Source organism: Pedobacter sp. MC2016-14 (assembly GCF_020991475.1).
In the GTDB taxonomy this organism is placed as follows: Bacteria; Bacteroidota; Bacteroidia; order Sphingobacteriales; family Sphingobacteriaceae; genus Pedobacter.
Map to the genome: position 1 here is coordinate 326,808 of NZ_JAJMPA010000004.1, position 20,136 is coordinate 346,943.

At 39.7% G+C, this 20,136-nt stretch carries 13 protein-coding genes; 1 reads left to right on the plus strand and 12 read right to left on the minus strand.

Translation table 11 applies throughout. The features are described 5' to 3' along the window. Window positions 1-3: 3 nt before the first annotated feature. The 8 genes from LPB86_RS19750 to LPB86_RS19785 form a co-directional block, all read right to left on the minus strand. On the minus strand, window positions 4-1,146 hold the full coding sequence (locus LPB86_RS19750; protein ID WP_230693145.1) for a TlpA disulfide reductase family protein: 1,143 nt from the start codon (window positions 1,144-1,146) through the stop codon (window positions 4-6). A gap of 69 nt (window positions 1,147-1,215) precedes the next feature. Continuing rightward, window positions 1,216-2,199 (minus strand): hypothetical protein, encoded by a 984-nt coding sequence (locus LPB86_RS19755; protein ID WP_230693146.1) that lies wholly within the window; start codon window positions 2,197-2,199, stop codon window positions 1,216-1,218. Between the two features lie 19 nt (window positions 2,200-2,218). Then, window positions 2,219-3,658 carry a PKD-like family lipoprotein gene (locus LPB86_RS19760; RefSeq protein WP_230693147.1) on the minus strand — a complete coding sequence of 480 codons (1,440 nt, stop codon included), beginning with the start codon at window positions 3,656-3,658 and terminating at the stop codon, window positions 2,219-2,221. Between the two features lie 10 nt (window positions 3,659-3,668). After that, window positions 3,669-4,529: a DUF4843 domain-containing protein gene (locus LPB86_RS19765; protein WP_230693148.1), complete on the minus strand. Its 861-nt coding sequence runs from the start codon at window positions 4,527-4,529 to the stop codon at window positions 3,669-3,671. Between the two features lie 10 nt (window positions 4,530-4,539). Then, window positions 4,540-6,006, minus strand: coding sequence for a RagB/SusD family nutrient uptake outer membrane protein (locus tag LPB86_RS19770; RefSeq protein ID WP_230693149.1), 1,467 nt, complete (start codon window positions 6,004-6,006; stop codon window positions 4,540-4,542). Between the two features lie 13 nt (window positions 6,007-6,019). Next, window positions 6,020-9,490: a SusC/RagA family TonB-linked outer membrane protein gene (locus tag LPB86_RS19775; protein WP_230693150.1), complete on the minus strand. Its 3,471-nt coding sequence runs from the start codon at window positions 9,488-9,490 to the stop codon at window positions 6,020-6,022. 174 nt (window positions 9,491-9,664) lie between these two features. Next, window positions 9,665-10,861 carry a FecR family protein gene (locus LPB86_RS19780; RefSeq protein WP_230693151.1) on the minus strand — a complete coding sequence of 399 codons (1,197 nt, stop codon included), beginning with the start codon at window positions 10,859-10,861 and terminating at the stop codon, window positions 9,665-9,667. A 123-nt stretch (window positions 10,862-10,984) separates the two neighbouring features. After that, window positions 10,985-11,566, minus strand: a complete 582-nt coding sequence (locus LPB86_RS19785; protein ID WP_230693152.1) for an RNA polymerase sigma factor — start codon at window positions 11,564-11,566, stop codon at window positions 10,985-10,987. Window positions 11,567-11,736: 170 nt separating this feature from the next. Here LPB86_RS19785 and LPB86_RS19790 point away from each other — a divergent pair, with 170 nt between their 5' ends. Next, entirely contained in the window at window positions 11,737-12,726 is a 990-nt protein-coding gene (locus LPB86_RS19790; protein ID WP_230693153.1) for an AraC family transcriptional regulator, read from the plus strand. Between the two features lie 55 nt (window positions 12,727-12,781). Here LPB86_RS19790 and LPB86_RS19795 read toward each other — a convergent pair whose 3' ends face one another. From LPB86_RS19795 to LPB86_RS19810, 4 genes are read right to left on the minus strand one after another with little or no spacing between them, the layout of a single operon-like run. Then, a complete protein-coding gene (locus LPB86_RS19795; protein ID WP_230693154.1) occupies window positions 12,782-13,912 on the minus strand; it encodes a TlpA disulfide reductase family protein in 1,131 nt (376 codons plus the stop codon). A 26-nt stretch (window positions 13,913-13,938) separates the two neighbouring features. Further along, window positions 13,939-15,069, minus strand: a complete 1,131-nt coding sequence (locus tag LPB86_RS19800; RefSeq protein WP_230693155.1) for a TlpA disulfide reductase family protein — start codon at window positions 15,067-15,069, stop codon at window positions 13,939-13,941. A 5-nt stretch (window positions 15,070-15,074) separates the two neighbouring features. Further along, on the minus strand, window positions 15,075-16,529 hold the full coding sequence (locus LPB86_RS19805; protein ID WP_230693156.1) for a RagB/SusD family nutrient uptake outer membrane protein: 1,455 nt from the start codon (window positions 16,527-16,529) through the stop codon (window positions 15,075-15,077). Between the two features lie 13 nt (window positions 16,530-16,542). Further along, a complete protein-coding gene (locus LPB86_RS19810; RefSeq protein ID WP_230693157.1) occupies window positions 16,543-20,103 on the minus strand; it encodes a SusC/RagA family TonB-linked outer membrane protein in 3,561 nt (1,186 codons plus the stop codon). Window positions 20,104-20,136 lie beyond the last annotated feature (33 nt).

A 20,136-nucleotide genomic window follows, 5' to 3' on the forward strand; every position in this document is an offset into this window, starting at 1 on the left:
ATGTTAGTTCAGCAATGCTGCAAGTTTTTTGTTCAATACCTCACCCATCAGGTGCGATCCAATAATTTTTCCATCCGGACTGATTAGAAAATTAGCCGGTACACCGGTAATTCCGTATACCTTACGCGCTTCATTGTCCCAACCCTTCAGATCAGAAATCTGAGGCCAGGTCAATCCATCCTTTTTAACAGCTTCTACCCATTTAGCTTTATCGCTATCTACAGAAACGCCTAAAATTTCAAAGCCTTTATCTTTAAACATTGCGTATTGTTTCAACAAATTTGGGCTTTCTGCTCGACAAGGAGAACACCAGCTGGCCCAAAACTCCACCAATACATACTTGCCCTTAAAATCAGCCAACGACACCGCTTTACCCTGCATATCTTTTTGAGTAAAATTGGGTGCATTTACGCCTATCGCGGTAACCGTAGAGGCATTCAAAAGTTGATACAATCCCTGTCCCGTATAAGAAAGCCTCAGTTTTTCATTTAGCTTATTAAATATCGGCATAGCAACGTCCGATTTAATACCGTAGCCACCCACCAATTCAGATAAGGCTTGCAATGAAAAATAAGAATTTGGATTGGCCTTAGCAAACATAAGCATCTTCTCACCCCTGGATTTACGGAATGTTGTTACCTGCTTATCCAATGCTTTAAAAAACAAGGTATCTTTTTGAAGTTCCGGACTTGCCCTGTTAATGGCCACATTGGCATTGTGGTGCACAGTCATAACCGTAGGACCAACAGTCGCATCAAAAGCTTTCATCTCTTCATAAACTTTTGAGCCAGTCCATTTGGCATTGTAAAGCGAATCGGCAGAAGCAATCTTAATGTTCTCCTGTCCAAAGTTGATATAAACTACATCTCCTAAACCTTTGGTGCCGTAAATTTCTTTATCGCGGATGCCCTCCCGAGATAAAGTCATTCGTCCACTGGCATAGCCAGATACTGTTCCTGAAAATTTAAAGGTCCCATTAATCATTTCGCAAGAGTCTGTTGCACCCTTACCTTCAGAAGTATAATCCAGATAGATTTTCGCCGGTTTATTTAAAGTACCAATTTTACCAGCTATGTTAAAATTGGGCGTTTGTGCTGCAGCCATAATGGGAGCCATCAGGCCAAGCACTAAAAATTTCAATTTCATTGTGTGTGTTTTAATATAGGGTTTAATAAACCTGCAGGCACGTTAAACGTCCCGCAGGTTTTGGAGTACTTAAGGCGTATAAGTTATGTTTGGAAAGTCTTGCTTCGCATTTGATAGCTGGGCCTCAACAAGTGGGGTCCAATAAGTACCAAAAGCCAATTGTGCCTGGGCTTTTAGGTTCACACCGGCAGCGCCGCTCCAGAAATGGACAAATTCGCCCAAATTTAAATACCGGAAATAGATTTTATTGTTAGCTGGAAAATTGGCAGCCACAAGTTTAAAATACTTACCCAGTAGGGCGCCTCTTCCGTGCGCAGTATAAATTGGATAAAACCAGTCCATGAACCAATTTACCCCACGAAATTTAATCCCGGGATAATTAGCAGTAGGATCCAGAACCTGCATTTGCGCATATACTTTAGCCGCTTCAGCCTCCATGCCAATATTCATAAATACATCGTAATTGAAAATCTCCATGAATTTACTGTCACCCCACAGCTCATCACTTGGCGCACCACTCATCCCGTTGTTTGCACCGCATACAATATGTCCGGCTTCATGCACAAGAACACCAATGGACTGCCCTGTAGAAGAAGCCCATACCGATCCTCCTAGCCCTACATCAACTACATTCTTGTAGTCGTGGCTTGCATTTAAGTAAGCAGAAGGATGACCTCCGGCATATGGTGCAGTAGATGGAAGATTAACATCATCTACCCGATGGCAAATTACGTACAGACGCGGATCTTTTGCATCTCCAAAATCACCATAGTTCTTTTTAACATAAGCCCAGGTATCGCTCATCTTTTTATTGATCCAGCTCACATCCCCCACAACACCAGACATATACTGATCGTGGTAAACAGCAACATTGTTATCGGTATAAGTTCGGGTTAACAACCTAGAATGTACATCCCAATGTTCCTGCCAGGTGGCCGGAGGCGTACCCTCTTTTTCCGGCTCTGTTACAACCTCGTCAGTACTTCCTGATTTTTTGCATGACATAGATAAGGTCAGCATGATGATAAACAGCGCAACTAATTTTAATTTCATAATTTATAAGGACTGATGTTTAATTTACTTTGTTAACTATGTCTATTGGAGCACCCGGAATACCGGTTACGGTTTGTATGATATTGCCATTGGCACCAGCGGCAGTATTTAAGACCATGATATTTCCATCCACGCCGGCGGTCAGCGTATTGCCATCATCACTCAATTTAATCATCGTAACCTTTTTACCCGCAAAATTTGCCGACAACTGCGTCAGTTCCTCATTGATTGGATTATACCTGTAAATCTTATCATTAGAAGTAAAATAGTATACATCTGTTAAAGAACGTTGCCATTTGGTGTCTGCCATTACGTTTGCCGAGCCTTTAAATATCCGGGTTGAAATTGGCTTAATCGCCCTGTTGTCGTAATTCCCCATGTTGATAATGAAAGACAATTCAGTAACAGTACCTGCGCTATTCCTAAAAAAGGCGTAAGTTGTTCCTAATACAGGCTTCATAAACAGAAGATCTGTCATTCCCACAGCTTTCGGATTAAACGGTGATGGCGGATCTGTGGCTTCCCGTGTTACAACATAGTCAGTGCCATTATAGGCAGCTCCGCCATTAAAGGATACAAATGCACCTGCCTTGGTATCAAATCCAAAATAGCAAGTAAATAAATAGCCAAAATACTTAGACAGTTGGTAATCGCCCGGCTTAGGCGCGGTAAACTTGCCAAAATCCGGGGCAAAAGGAGCCGTTTCAAATACACTGGTATATAATTTATTATTAATTACCCCGATTGGCATCCCGGCTGGAGCTTCAAAAGAGTTAGGCACCAGTGTGCTTGGCGTTACCAGAAACTGGGCAGAGAAGTTTTTCTTCTTTAGCATTGTTCCGCCGTCAATGATTACACCACCCGTAGCATTATCCTGACAAATTACCCAATAGTCCTCAACAGTACCTGCCTGGTAAGGCCTCGGCTTCGCAAACAACTGAATTGGATTTGCAGGCAAGGTCTCATGATTCAAAATTGAATACAAATCACTTTGCACTGTACGCCCGTCAGGTTTAATAAAAGACAATTTTGTGATGCCATTATCAACACTCAATACAGTACGTCCTATAGAGAAAGGTGTAGTACCCAACAATTTAAAATTGAACAAGTACCGCATTCCATTTCTTTTGTCGTTTACCGTTAATGTACCGTTACGAAGACCCGGAGGTAGATTGTAAACTACCTTAAGCGGATAACCAGAATATCTTTGCGTTCTGGCTTCTTCAGCAACCTGGATAGCCCATTCAAAACTAAGGTCCTTCAGCGGATCAGCACCTTCCAGTGAAACATTAGGCCTCAAAATTAAAGAATCACCAATTACCGCATTAAAGGTATTGTCTGTAAAGTCTTGCAGCATCGGTACAGATGGAGGGGAATAGGTATAATTTCCCAGGTCCTTTTTGCAGGAACAAGCAAAAAGAACAATGCATATATAGAATATTATTGATTTACTTTTCATGTTTTATCTATTAAAATATGATCTGGTTTAAATTTTCATCCACAAATACATACTTATTTGCATCAGCAAAAAATTTCAAATGAAACTTGATGTTGGGCGTGTTTACGTTATAAAAATCATAGTCTTCAGCAGTTCCGGCTCTTTTAGTTAACACATAGCCTTTATCCGGATTGTCTTGTACCCAGGCAAAAGGATAGTTGAGCAGGTAACGCGTATTACTGATGTGAAATAGTCCCTTTGGCCTGTCCAGATAAGCATTTGGATTGTTTACAACATTTACGATATCAACAGTACCAGATGAGATAAGAAAAAGCTGATGCTTCATTCTGCTATAAAAACCCAACTCGCCTTGCCAACCGTCCCACCATAATGGTTTTTCCAGGCGATTGGAGAAGGTTATTGTCTTTGTCCTTAACTTTTCAGGCAAATCAGTCTTAAAATCGTCACCTCCGGAAACTTGAAAGGTAAGAAAGGCAGACTGCGAATCCAGTCCGGCCGCATTGAATACCACAATTGGAATATGCACAACGCCAGAATCCTTCGGCATCACGTAAGAGGCTTTAAAGGGCTCATAATGATAACCTCTTACGGCGTTAATTTCATCATTTCGTGTGATAACAATAGGAGTTTCCTTGATGGTAAATTTCCGGTCATGGTCTGCCCTTTTTCCTGCAATCTTAACAGGAACCCATATGGTATCCTTGCTCACACCTGGTGTATAAGCAAAGGTATAGACCACATAATCATCAACAGAATTGGTGTAACCTAAGTAAACATTGTCTGTTTCCTCGTCGTAAAGAAACTCCTCTGTCCGCTTACACGAAAATAAGATCGTGGATGCGAAGAATAATAGTATTATGTTCAGTTTCATAAATTTCAGGTTAATTGTTGGTTTCAGTTTCATTTGCGGGTAAAGGAAAAACGAAGATGTCATCCGATGGGAGCCTAACCTCCGTTGAAGAAATAGTCACCGCATGATTCAGCCGCTTATACATGTAAAAGATTTGGCTTTCCCCATAAAATTCCTTGCGTGCTTCTTTCAACAACAAGTTGATAAAATCTTCTCTTGAAGGTACTCCTGTGATATTCGTATTGATCCCCCTGCGCTGACGGGCATAGTTAAAATAAGCCACCGCAAGACCTGGATCTGTGTCGTAACTCGATTCCGCAGCAATATAATACATCTCCAAAAGCCTGATGGCTGGCGCCATGAGCGGATGTAAATTAGTTAAAGGCGTAGAATTTACCACGTATTTCTGTAATACTGCTACATCCTTACCCTGCATTTTCTGTTCAGTTCTTAAAAACAAATATTTATATCGGTAATCATCTGCGCCAACTGTGCTGCGCTCGTAAATTTCATCCAGTTTATCAACAGTCAAACCATATTGCGGAATGTTTGAGGAGAACAAGACATTCAGCATGTCTTTGGCATTCGGTACATACCATCCAGTCAAAATCTCTTTATAAAAAATCCTGTCCTTTTTTTGCACATCAGTTGCTACAATATCACTTACATCTGTAAAGCGAAATTTTCCAGCATTGATCACAATATTTGCATTTAATAAGCTGTTGGCATAATCCGACCTATAGAGATACACTCTGGCCAATTCCCCGCATACAGAATAATAGTTCATCCGGTGTCTCCTGTTTTGCAAAAACAAATTAGGGTTATCGGTTTCAGTAGCGATTTCTTCAGAAGGGTATCCAACAACATAAGCTGATGATAAAATCGGATCTGAATCAGCAAGAAGGCGCTTGGCTTCGGTAAGGTCGGCAATTGCTTTATCAAGCACTACACTGGTTAACGAGAAAGGTGTATTATTAGTAGTAACAGTAGTTACATACGGGATCCCCTTTCCTCCAGGTTTACTGGCATAAGAAGGTGCAAAAAGACGCAACATGTCAAAGTGTAGGTATGCTCTTAAGGCGAGTGCCTCACCTTTAATAAGGGCATAGTTATTGGCTGTAAACAAAGACTTATTGGCTTCCATTGCAATTAAAATATTATTACAATTGGCAATCCCCCGGTAAGCCTCCTCCCAAATGGTCTGACTGTCAGACCTCAGACGGGCATAAGTAAAATCAAATGCAGCAATTCGCTGGGAATTTACATCCGTGAAGGTGTAATTCTGCCCCATAATATCCAAGCTGCTAAACGTTAAGTAGCCACCATATAGATATTGACCAGCACAATGGTTATACACCCCATTCAATGCCTCTTTAAAACCATTTTCAGTAGAAAACAGTTCGTTTTTATCAATTTCAGACTGCGGTTTCACATCCAGAAATTTTTTACAGGAAGTAAAAGCCAGCAGAATCGCGATTATATATATGTATTTCTTCATATCTGTATTTTTATTAAAATGTAGCGGTTAATGAAAAAGTCACGCTTCTGGAATAGGGATAATAAATTCCGCGCTCCGTTTCAATACTCGAAAAGCGCAATACATCATTTGCCGTAACAGCAGGTCTCAATGTTTGGAATCCGATTTTGCGGGCCATACTCTTCTTAAAATCGTAGGATAAATAAACCGACTGCAAATTGATGAAGTTATATCGCTGTACAAAACGAGAGGAAGTTCTGGTATTATCCAGGTTTACACCTCCATCTGCTATATTTTTATAGAACGCAATGTCACCCGGCTTGGTCCATTTTTCCGTCAATGCCCTGCTGTCTACATTGTACCTTGGATCAGCATTTTCAACGCGATCAACTAAGGTCTGGTTGTACTTGTCGCCACCGTATTCGTATGCAAAACTAAAACTCAATAAAAACTGCTTATAGGTAATGTTACTACCCCAGCTACCCGAAATTTTAGGCGTAGCCTCACCTACAACTTGTACATCTTTTATGTCATAGTCATAAGTCAACGAGCCATCCAGCTTCTGAAAAATTTCCTTCCCATTTTCAGGATCAATACCAAGTGATTTAACCGCATAAATGGCATTCACAGATTGTCCCTCTTTAAAACGTAACAATGGTATCGTAGTTGCTTTGTTGTCTGCATCATTTTGAACATCATCTACCCTATGGTTATAGGCATCCAGGGCATCATAAATTTTAATTACTTTATTGGAATTATGTGCCAGGTTTCCGGTAATGTTGATGTTCCAGTCTTTTGTTTTAAAAGCATTCCAGGTCGCATAAATTTCATAACCCCTATTCACCATATCTCCAAGATTGGCTTTATAAACCGTGAACCCTGTTGATGGAGAAATATTAATATCAGTTAAAAGTCCGTAAGTTGTTTTATAATAGTAGCCCGGTCTTATCGAAAAACGATCATTAAATAAACCCAAGTCTACTGTAAAATCATAATCTCTGGTTTTCTGCCATTTCAAACTCTCATTACCATATCCGGTAACCGTAGCACCCACACCGGTAGAATACCAATTCGATTTTTGATAGGCATAAATAGATTTTGACAGATTTACCGGAACGGAAGCCGAACCAGTAAAACCGGTGGTTGCGGTTAACCGTAGCCGGGAAATTACCGGAGCTAATGCTTTCATAAAATCTTCATTGTGCATATTCCAACCAATACCTGTAGACCAGAATGGAGAAAAACGACCGGCTGATGCAAATGCAGATGAACCATCTAAACGGAAAGAAGCATCCAATAAATACTTATTTTTCCAGGAATAATTCTCTGCTATAGCAAAGCCTAGTAGGCGGTTTTCAACTATGGCACCAGTCGGAGCCTTATTTTCTTCATAGGTTCTGGCAAAACTAATGTCAGAAAACTTATCGCTGCTAAAGCCCCTGGCTACAAATTTCCTGTTTTGTGCCCTATCAGCAATCACATTGGTTACCAATGTAGTGTTAAAGCTATGTTCTTTTACCTGTTTGTTGTGAAGCAAACGAATGGTACCATCTACTTTCCAGGCATTATCGGTTGAATATTCATATCGTCCGCGATTTTGAATCTGATCTGCCGCCCCATCAATATATTCATTGCTAAAGGGAGACACAAACTTATTTGCATTCGCTAAATTTTTATTCAGGCTGATCAACCCAACTAATCGAAAAGATGGAGATATTTTCCAGTCTGCCTCCATTCGATCAATAAATTCAAAATAGCTATTTTTATCAAAGTTCCCCAAGCTAGCTTCGTATAATGGGTTGTACACCCTTCTTTGCTGATATTGATCTCCTCCAGACTGATGAGTATCTACATCCCAGGTACCTACCTGCCGCAATACATTGCCATTTTCATCATTCATGGGGTAATAAGGATTCATGTTTACATAGTTAGAAAAATCCCCGTATTTAGAATTCTCTGCGTCCACCTGCATCAAACTGATCTCATTTCTAATCAACAGTTTTGGCGTAGGATTGTAATTGAAGGTCATCCCACCACTATATTGGTTCCTGCCAGAGCCTTTCATTACACCGGGGTTACTTTCATAGCGCATATCCAAACCATACCTGAACTTTGCATCTCCACCCTGTGCATTGATAGAATGTTTATGACCAAATGCGTTTTGCAATGGCTGTGAAAGCCAATAGGTATTTACCCCGCTTACTACATTCTTCAACTTACTGTAATAAATTATATCAAGGTCATTTTGACTTCCAACAGTATTATAACCTTTTACACTTGGATCACTGGATGCGGAAGTATATAAACCAGAAATCCGCTCAAACTGTAATTTATCTGCAGCATTTAGCACGTGATAATCCGAAAGATCTGGACCGTTAAAGTTCAACTCATAGTTATAAGAAAGCTGCAATTTCCCTGGAAGAGGTGCTTTTGTAGTGATGACCACTACACCATTTGCAGCCCGGGAACCATAAATGGCCGTAGCTGCCGCATCCTTCAGAATAGTCATAGATTCTATTCTATTGATGTCCAAATCACTTACTTTCTGCAAGGAAACTTCAAATCCATCCAAAATAAAAGTCGGCAGGTTATAAGAGCTGGATAAATTGTTGCGGTCCAAAACATTGTCTGTAATAGATGGCAATGCCGTAGCACCCCTGACATTTATCCTCGGCAGCGCATTTGGGTCAGATCCCAATAGGTTATTGTCTAACATTCTGAATGAGGGGTCAAATGCCTGAATGCTCTTCAATACATTCTGAGGGTTCAACTGTTTCAGATCAGATCCTTTTATGGTAATTGCGTTACCAGTGTAACTTTCCTTTTTAATGGTCTGGTATCCTGTAATAACCACATCGTCCATGTTATTTACCTGTGAGATCAAACTAATCAGAAGAAACTTATCATTAGTCACCCTAACCTCTTTTGGTTTGTAACCGATATAGCTATAAATCAAAATGTCACCAGCCTGGGCTTCAATTCTAAACTCTCCACTAGAATTACTTTGCGTGCGCACAGACCTATCCCTTTTTAAAAGAATGTTTACGCCAGGAATAGGCTCTTTCGTTGCACTATCTATAATTTTACCCTGTAACGAAAGTGCGTTTTTAAGCAGACTTAGGTTTGCCTGAGACACAGTGGAAACCTTGTTGCGGATCACAATCGTTTTGTTTACGATATCATACGTAAGGTCAAGGTTTTTTAAACAAGCATTTAATGCCTCTTCAAGTGGTGCATTTTTAAACTCTACTGTAAGGTAATTACTGGTAATATTTACCTTTTCAGTATAAAAAAACAAGTAACCGGTCTGCTTTTTAATGTCTTTAAAAACAGTTTCCAGTGAGGTATTTCTCCTGGAAATGGTTACCGTTTGGGAAAAACTTGTGGCCGAAACATGTAACGTGCCAATCAGTAATAAAATAGAAGTCAATTTCATCACCATCAGTAATTTAGACTTTACGTGCTGTATTCTCCATACAGGTTTGTAAAGAGTGGTTAATTTCATACTTTTGAATAGGATTAGGTTAATAAATAAGCAGCTTGGTTCAAACAGTGCTGCAGACCTTTTTTGTGCCGGGGGCAGTGAGATGCTTCCGGCTTTTTAGTCGATAGTTTTAGGAATTTTTGCGTAGTTATCTCTTCATCGTTGATTATTATGGGTTAAAAATTTAGTTTAGTACTAGTTTGCAGCAGATACCCTAACGGTTTTCCCGCTAACATTGAACTCTACATTATTCAGTTCCAATATTTTAAAGACCTCAGAGAGGTTGCTGTTTCTTGATATTTCTCCAAAAAACTTGTCCTCTGGAGAAGGCCCTTCATAAACGATCTTAACATCGTACCAGCGCTCAATTTGCCGCATTACAGACCTAAGATCATCGTTTTCAAAAGAAAAAACACCATTTTTCCAGGCTACCACCTTATCTACATTCACCTTAGTATTTAAGGCTGTCTCCATATTAGCACGTCTCAGCACCGCTTGCTGTCCGGGTTCTAAGGTTAAATCCTGGCTGCCAGAAAACTTTGCACTGTTTACAGACTTTACCGTAACACGTACAGCACCTTCCAACAAGGTCGTTTTGATAGTGGGCTCATCCTCATAAGCATTAATATTAAAGTGTGTGCCTAACACTTCAATGGTTTCCAATGCAGTCTTTACTTTAAAAGGCATGGTTTTATCTTTGGCAACCTCAAAATACGCTTCACCTTGCAATTCCACAACTCTTTCCCCTCCTGTAAAAGCCGTTGGGTACCTTAAGGAAGACACTGAATTTAGCCATACTCTGGTGCCATCCGGTAGCAGTACCTGATATTGTCCGCTTTTTGGTGTAGAAATCGTATTTGATAGAGCAGGATTTGCCCTTTGATCTTCATTACCCAATATGGTGTAAATGATCTGTCCATTCGCAGTCTTGGTAATGCTAATTCCCGGCTGCTTCGCAATTTCACCATTGGCAGCCTGGTCAAGTAAAATTTTCTTGCCGTTTGCAAGTGTTAAAACAGCTCTGTTGCTGCCTGGGCCAATTTCATTTGCAACAGCAACTTTATTTACATCGGTTTTTATAAATTTTAAGACAAAATAGCTGCTGATCGTCAGAAGCACCAGTAATATAGCAGCAGCAGGATAATATTTTACAATTTTCTTGCTAAGAGGTAAAGGTGCCACAGCAGGTTTCAGTGCATTAATCTCCTTATTTATGCTACTAAGAATCCGCTCCTTCATTGCATCTTCTTCTGTTAAATCAAGGTTTAGCACTTCATTTTCTTCAAACACCTTATAATACGCCATCAGGAAATCAATTTCTTCTTGAGAAGCCTTTCCCAAACGATATTTCTTAATAATCTCAAAAAAATGCTGCTTATAAATGTCTTTCATTTGCCCTGCTTATATATACATGAGTCAAAAAAACCAAAAGAGCCCATGCGCAATGAAAATATTTTTAAAAAAAATCAGGAATGCCCTAAAAACATCATAAAAACACAAGACCTATTAAGCAATCTACTTACTCAGATAGCAAAACAATAACAAATGCAGTACTAAAAGCGAGCTCCTCAGTTTCGCAAGTGCTTTACCCAATTGATTTCGAACGGTTTTCACAGAGATATTCAGTCTTTCAGCAATTTCCGAGCTGCTTAAATCTTCTTCATAACGCATTTTAAAAATTAAACGCTGTTGCTCTGGCAATGTATTCACAAGTTCTTCGAAAGCTTTTAGAAATTCCTGATGTAGCAGCGTTGAATCTGCATTTCCCCCCTGGTCCTCCAACTGAATAGTCAAATCTGGGAGTGCTGTGTATCTTGCTTCCTTCTCCAGTAATTTGAATACACTGTTTCTTGTAACCGTATGCAGATAAGCGGGTAAGTTTTCGATAGGAGCAGCTTTAGAACCTCTGATCCAAAGTTGCACAAAAACATCCTGGGCAATATCTTCCGCTTGCTGACGATCGCTTAATCTTTTATAGGCTGTATTGAATACCAGCTTAAAATATTTGTCATAAAGTGCGTCAAAAGCAAGCTTACTACCTCCACTTAATTGAAGCAAAAGCAAACTATCTTCTGAACTAGGGAGCGGATCCTGCATCTTATACCTTAATCTTATCAAACCTATGAACACTAAAGGTACATAATTTCATTTGCCACCGTCATTTTTTTGTGAGAAAGACATCATATTAGCATCATATAGATGCCAAATGAATTACTAATTCTAATAAAATAACAGAATATAATTTTTAACCTCTAAACAGTATCAACATGGACTCACATGTCAATCTCGCCCTGGCATCGGCGAAGTATCAACCCATTGCGGCTAAACATCTTGTGGAAATTAGCAAATTTCCAATGAAATTCATGAACCCAAGCCTAATTCACATTGCTGAAGGCGCCATACTTCGGCAATATTATGACCATCCTAATACCAGCCTGGACCTTTATGAATTTACACTCACAAAAACTGCAGCCATTCAGTTTTCTGTAAACGCACCAACTATATGCATGGTTATGATGTTAAAAGGGAAGATGAACGTGGTACCGCAGCAGCATCAAAAGATCACGAATCCACAAGTGCCCTACTGCAGACTAAATTACACAGAAGCCGGCGCTTATACCGCAAACTTTCCAGCTGGTGAGCACAAAGTCATGTTTCTGGCACTCAACCAGGCCTGGTTTAAAACCATCGCCAATATCAACCCCAACTTCCAACAAATCATCAATCCAGAAAAACCTACGGGAAGCTCCATATATCTACCCGCTTGTATCGTGATCAGAGAAATTTCAAGGGCAATAACACGCCTGGAATCACAATATTTAGATGAACAAGTAAAAAAAGATGGTGCAGTATCGCTCTTTGTAAATCAAATTCTAACTTATTATAGCCAATTGCTTAGCAGCAAACAATATGTAGCTGAAGAACAGCATCGATTAAAGGGGGCACAAATCCGGGACTTCGTCGAGAAGCACTATTCAACGGAAATCGTAGAAGACAAAGAAAAAATTGCAAGACAACTTTATCTTTCAGTTACGCAATTAATGAGGTTAGCAGTAAAGGAATTTGGCATGCCCTTACATCAATACATTATCTTCTACCGGACAGCGATGGCCCACAAGGAACTCTTATTAACAAAAAAAACCATCGGAGATATTGCAAGGGAAGTAGGCTATTCAGATCCGCTGTATTTCAGTAAGGCATTTAAGAAACGTTACGGAATACCGCCCAGCCAGGTCTTCCGTTCAAAGTGCGATTAAATACTTAAAAAATTTAGCATTAGGCTGTGGCAGGCAAAGCAGCCACAGCCTAATTTTACTTTATAAATGCAGCTATTTTTTCATTAACATCCTCACCCCTTAAATTTTTCGCGACAATCACCCCATCAGGATTGATCAGGAAATTTTGAGGAATTGCCGAGATACCATATTTAACAGCGATCTCGCTTTTAAAACCCTTCAAATCACTTACCTGAATCCAGGGCATGCCGTCATGCTTAACCGCATTTAACCAAGCTGCTTTGGTTTCATCTAATGAGATACCAACAATTTCGAAATTCTTATTTTTTAGCTGATTGTAAGCTTTTAGCAAATGCGGATTTTCTGCACGACAAGGTACACACCAGCTGGCCCAGAAATCAACGAGAACATATTTCCCCTTTAAAGAAGACAGCTTGAACTCATTGCCCTTGTCGTCCGTTTGTGTAAAATCGACTGCTTTGCCAACAGCAATTTGTTTTGCTTTGTCGTATTTAGCAGTCAGCCTTTTACCATTAAAACTTGCCAGCACCCTTGGGCTTAACGCTTTATAATAAGGCTCAAAAACAACCGGATCTATCACGGCAGTTTTATTTTCGGCAATCAAGTCCACCGTTACATACGAGTCCGGATGACTAAAAATAAAAGAATCCAAAGCCTTTTCAATTTTAGCATGCACCGGTCTGGCTTCAAACTGAATGGTCTTGATCGCTATCGTGTCTTTCACTTTAGCATACCATACTTTAGTAAACCTTTGGCTGATCTCCTTAAACTGTGCAAGCAATTTCTTTGTTTGGATATTGTACTGTATAAAATCTGTTTGCGCCTGTGCCCCTGTAATCACAGCCGTACTCATGCTGTCTTTTCCTGCCACAGTGTACTTGCCCTTCTCCAGGTAAAATAACTGGTCATCTGATGACCTGCTTCGTTTTGTTGTATCCTTTTTAACAGGAAGCAAACTTAAATAAGCTTTATTGCCAAATGCAGTGGTGCCAGCTAAAGCAAATTTACCATTTTTAACCAGGGAACTATCTCTAACATCTTTACCCTCGCTGTTTTTATAGCTCAGCATTACCATTTTATCCTTACCTGCCGCAGAAAGCTTCCCGGATATTTCAAACTTATCTTGTGCCGTGCAGAAAGCCGCTGGCAACAATAAAAGTGCACTAATAATTGCTTTAATATTCATACTGATGGAATGTATTAATGATTGATTTATTTGATCAGCGCGGCTAGTTTTGCCGGTAACTCTTCACCTCGAAGGTTAGTCGCAATGATGATGCCTTCTGGATTGATCAGCAGGTTCTGGGGGATGGCTTTAATGTCTAACATGGCCGCCAATCCATCTCGTACTTGCATCCCTTTAAGATCAGACACCTGTAACCATGGAAGTTTATCTTCTTTCACAGCGTTTTCCCATGCAGCTTTACTTTCATCAAAAGATATGCTTACAATTTCCAGGTTTCTGTCCTTCAATTGCTCATAGGCTTTCAACACGTTAGGGTTTTCCTTACGGCACCAATAACACCAGCTTGCCCAAAAATCTAAAAACACATATTTGCCGCGCAAGGATTGCATGTTGAATGGTTTACCGCTGATATCTGTTTGCACAAAGTCGATGATTTTTACACCTACCGCACGCTTTCCATTAGCCAAAATCCTGTCTAAGGCTAGTTGACCTAATGCTGAGGACTGAAGTTGGGGAGAGAATTTAGTGTACAATGGCATCACTTCAGCAGAGTCGAAATGACTGCCGAGTATAGAGGTGTTGAAGGTATACAAGCCCATGTACGAATTCAAGTGTGTCTCCACGAATTTCTGCTGGATAGTTCTAATCTGTTTTACGTAACTATTTAAACTGTCCTGCGCTTCTTTACGCTGCTCCAGGGTCTTTCCTTCAACTACCCCATGGTCTCCTTTTGAAAATTCACGTTGAATCTTCATGATCTTTTTTGTGAAAGGAGTTGTCATTGCAGATAATTCGCGGTTTTCCCGATCTGACACAGAACCTGTAACAATTGCTGTTTTAATAGAATCTTTACCGGTAACTGTAATTTTAGAATTTTCCAGGTAGAAACTCAAATTATCCGGCTGTTTGCCAGATCCAGATAATTTTTTGACTGCGATAAGCGCGCTTTGAGGCTGATCTACCTTTCCAATAAACTGGAATTTGCCATCTATAATTACAACCGAGTCTGTTTCTTTCCATGCTCCTTTTTGAAAAGTAACCAGATAGGCTTTAGCCGGCACCTTCAAGGTGGATAATTTTCCGGTTAGGGTATAGCTTTTTTGAGCTGCTACCACAAATGGTAGCAGCATCAAAAGTAAAGTTATTCCTTTTTTCATAGTAATTAAGGATTATTAGGCATCCCTGGATTTTGATCTATCAATTTTTGAGGAAATCTCATCACCAAACGCTCAGGTCGCAGTGTAATAGTTTCAGCTACAGTTCCTGTTGCAGAAAATATAGTATGGGTATAAGTGTTTTGCATAAAAAGGGGATCTACCGATAATCTTCTCATGTCAAACCATCTATATCCCATAACAGCAAACTCACGGATACGTTCATTTAAAATGAAGTTCAAAAGAGGCATTTTCTGACCAACTATATTTGCAGGTACTGCAATGGCAGGATCATTAGCTGGAAATCTATTGATACGCAATGCTTCTACATCAGCTTTGGCACCACTGAAGTCATTATTCCTAACTTTGGCTTCAGCTCTAAGTAAATATAGATCCGGAACCAAAACACCAAATGGTGTTTGTGTACTACCATTCTTTTTCAAAACATTTGCAGGGTAAGCTGGTCCAGATCTCGCGGTTGGAGTATACCACCTCAAACGCAAATCCGTAGAGCTAAATAAAGCTACGGTTTGAGGGCTAATAACAATTTCATTTGATGATCCCATCCAGTTCGCAGAGAATTGTTTTGCATATACGCTTTCAGCCTGATTTACTATCGTAGGTGTGGCTGGTCCATTTGTTCCAATAGGAGTGAAAGCTCCACCTGTTGCTAACTCAACTTTATAATCATATATCCTTACCGGCACAGTTGCATTTTGCAAGCCTGAAATTGCGGCATCAAAGTGCGGAATTGCTTCATTATACCTCCCCATAAACACCAAAACTTTTCCCAGTATGCCTTCTGCTGCGGATTTTGACATCCTTGTACGATGAGATATTTGAGCAGGTAGGTTTGGAATAGCGGCATTAAGGTCTTGCAGTATAAATTCGTAAACTTCTTTAACGCTAGCTCTTGTAAATTTCGTTTCCGCAACATCCGCTTCAGTAACTATTGGATAGCCAAGATCAGTTGCAGATGTATTTTCGTTGTACGGTTTACCGAAATAATTTATAAGTTGAAAATAAGTCCATGCTCTTCCTGCCCTAGCTTCTGCCTCAATTCTCAATTTATCTTGTTCTGTACCTTCTATTGCATCAGGAACCTCATTTATCACTTTGTTGTACAAATATATGTTAGTCATAGGAACAACAATTTCCCCGGCGTCCTCTTCAGGCTGATAGAGAATATCTTCCCATTTAAATGTACGCTGCGTCTTTAAAACAGCAGCACTAAAATAAGGCTCAAATGCTGCCACCTCGTCCCCCATTAAAACCTGAGAATTGGATGCGCCTATATTAATTAAAGGAAGGTTACTCAATAGCAGATTGTATTCAGACACTTTTTGAGCAAGTAGTTTTCCTTTTGGCACTACCTCAAGAAATTCCTTCTTGCAGGAGCCTAGTGTCACTACCATCGTTAGCGCCACTACTTTTATCATATTTTTATATGCTAATTTCTTCATTTTCGATTTAGGATTAGAATTTAACGTTTAAACCAAATGTTATTGTGCCTTGGTTACTAGGCAACATTCTATAGCCACCATTAGGACCATTGGCAAGATGGAATTCTGGATCAATCCCGTCATCATTAGCTTTCCATAACATTAAGTTAGATACCTGGGCGCGCAGTGTGATCTGATCTACCTTTGCCTTGCTAAGCAAGTTCCTTGGCAACGCATATATCAAAGAAATATCGCGAAGTTTAATATAAGATGCACTGATTACGTTAATGTCAGCAAAAGTATAATAAGGCAGATAACGACGCGAAGCATTTAAAGATGTATTACCCTCATAAGATGGAATATTTGTAATTAACTCGTCGCCTGGATTTTTCCAGCGATTTGCAAAGTCAGCATGAACATTCCCCGAAGCAAATCCTTCTGATAAACTAAAATGCGTAAATCTGCCCCCAGAATAAACATCATTTACGTCTCTCCTCATTACATGTCCAAGGTTAAAGATCATGTTTGCACTTAAAGAAAGATTTTTATAGCTAAAAGTATTTGATAATCCACCACTCCATACAGGCTGCGAAGTACCTTTAAATTTCATGTCCTCAAGCTTTGCAGCATTTGGCAGTTTCGTAACCGTGCCATCTGCAAGTCTGATCTGTGGATCGCCGTTAACATTATCTAGACCCGCATATTCATACGCAAAAACTGCATAAGCAGCATATCCAGCTACATATTGTTCTGTAACCCTGCCATTTCCTGTTGTAACAGGAACCCTATTGGTCAAGGAAGTAATGACATTTTTATTGTAAGCAAGATTAAAAAGGCTTGTCCATCGAAAATTATTAGTCACTATGTTCGTTGAATTAAGTGACAATTCGAAACCATCGTTTTTCATGTTACCTATATTTCCAAGAACATTCGCATATCCTGTAAAACCATTTGTAGGCACCTGCCCAAGCATATCTGTGGTTTTTCTCTGGTAATAATCTACCGATCCATTAATCCTTCTTGTGAGAACTGAAAAGTCAATCCCCAAATTTAAGGTTGATGTACTCTCCCATGATAGTCTCCTATTTGCAGGTGTCGAGATAGTTAAGCCGGTGTTATCAGGCAAAAAGACACTACTAGTAGGACTAATCAAATCAAACGAAGCTGCAGTACCTGGCGATGGCGCCATACCTCCTATTCCATAGGTAGTTCTAACTGCGAGATTGTTAAGCCAGTTAACATTTTTCAAGAAAGATTCTTCACTGATTAGCCATTTAACACCTGTACTCCATGACGGTTTGTTTTGGGCAGATTTATCTAAACCAAATAGGTTACTTTTATCTACACGGAAACTTGAATTGATTGTGTATTTACTATGAAATGTGTATGCGCCATTTGCGTAATATGATGTGAATCTAACTGGGGTTCCAGAATTAATACCAAAGTAACCTTCATTTAAAATACTGGATGTTCCATTGTTTGGCCACACTGTATTTGGTATTCCGGCGTTTAGCAATGCATAATTTAAAACCGTGTAATTTTGTAGCAAGTCATTATAACCTCTTACTTTGCTGGTATTCGTTGTAGCCAATGACTCCTGTGCTTCCTGTCCAAGCAATATGTTTAACTGATGCAAGCCATTAACCCAATTTTTATCGTAGTTCAACTGGTTTCTGATGGTCCAATTTCGTTGGTTGGCATTAACTATTTGCAGAGTTCCTCCGGTTGTTGGTAGATTATAAACAGGTACAGATGCTGCTGTAGGCGCAACTGTAAACCTTACCACCTCCCTTCTTAGTCCATAACTTTTTGAATCATCGTAAGTATCGGTTTTGGTATTACCCTTTACAAAGCCATAAGTACCATTGAATGACAAACCATCAATTAACTTTATATTAGCTCCTAAAATATTACGACTCAAAAACATGTCAGCTTTTGTATATCCATAATCGACTTCGTCTAGTGGATTATAATTAAGGTCAATTCTGCTTCGGGTTTGATAGTCTATCCGGGAGGACTCGCTTAGGGAGGTCATGTACGGCATAGAAATGTTATTACCATTTGCATCACGAAACAATTGATATGGATAAAAACGATTATCCACTGTAATATTCCGCGGATTCTTTGTCACGTTATTTGTAACATCAGATATTAAATTAAACTTAACGCGACTTCCAATAGAAAAATCCTGTCTTAAATTAATTTTATAGGTTTCATTTTTTTCTCCCGGACGGTTACTGCGATTTGAGGTATAAGATCCTGAACCGTAAAATGAATACTTTTGTCCACCGCCAGATAAAGAAATTGTCTGATTAGACAACATACCATTTCTGTACCAAATATCCCTAATCTGTCCCTTGTTATCAATCGCGGCCAAGCTATCCAAGCCTCTGCGAGCGCCTGTCGGATTAGATTGCAAACCATAAAGCAAAATATCATGAGGAGCATAATCGAAGGTTGGAGAATAAGGATACCTCACTGGATCAAATATTTCCTCGGCTGCCTGTATAAATTGTTGGCTGTTCAACACAGGTAAATAATTCAAATCAGGTTTACCTAAAAAATTTACAAACCCATCGTATTGTATTTTTACCTTTTCGTTTTTAGTTCCTTTTTTTGTTGTGATTACAATGACTCCGTTAGCTGCCCTGGCTCCCCAAATAGAAGCAGCAGAGGCATCTTTGAGCACCGTTATGTCCTCTACGTCTTGGGGATTAATTGAGTTTATATTCGTATCATCAGTCGCTATACCATCAACAACATACAATGGAGCACGAGGAGTGCCGCTAAAGCCTCCTGCTATTATTTCAGTACCAATAGTTGTTAATCCTCTCAGCAAAACAGGGTTTAATCTGCCACCTGGGCTATTATTGATCGTTAATCCGGCTACTAAACCGTCTAAACGCTGAATGATACTCATGCTACCTGACCTATTTGCTAAAATAGCCATATCAGGCTTCGCAAACGACCCTGCACTTCTTTCTTTAGGCAGCACCTGATAACCTGTATTTACGATTTCTACATTGTCTAGTTCAGAAGACTGAACCTCAAGTCTTATAGTCATGATATCTGTACTTGCCGGCACTTCTTTTACCTTATATCCTAAGTAAGTAATAGTTAATACGGAATTTTCATCCACATTAGGTAAAAAGAATGTTCCGTCATTTTTAGTCATTGCTGATATTGTACCGCCTTTTAATCTTACTGTTGCTCCTGGTAATGGTTGCCCATTTTCGTCAAGTACACGACCGCGCACATCAATCCTGGCAAAAGCAGAAGCCACCCGATCCAGAAAGGAAGGCACTTTCCTACTTATAACCACAGACTTGTCATTAATTACATAATTAAGGTTCTGGCCTGCAAAGGTACTTTTCAACACCTCTTCAAGGTTGGCATTCTCTACATTTACAGTTACCCGGCCAGCAGATTTGAGTACTGCAGCATCAAAAAAGAAATCTACACCAGTTTGTTTACGTATTTGTTGAAATACATTTTCCAGAGACACGTTCTGAGCCTTTAATGTTATTTTTTGCCCAAAACCTGCAGCACTAACATGCAGCATGGTTGCGATTAATATGAAAGTGGTCAATTTCATTATTAATATCAGTTTTTGGCAGCACCGTAAATT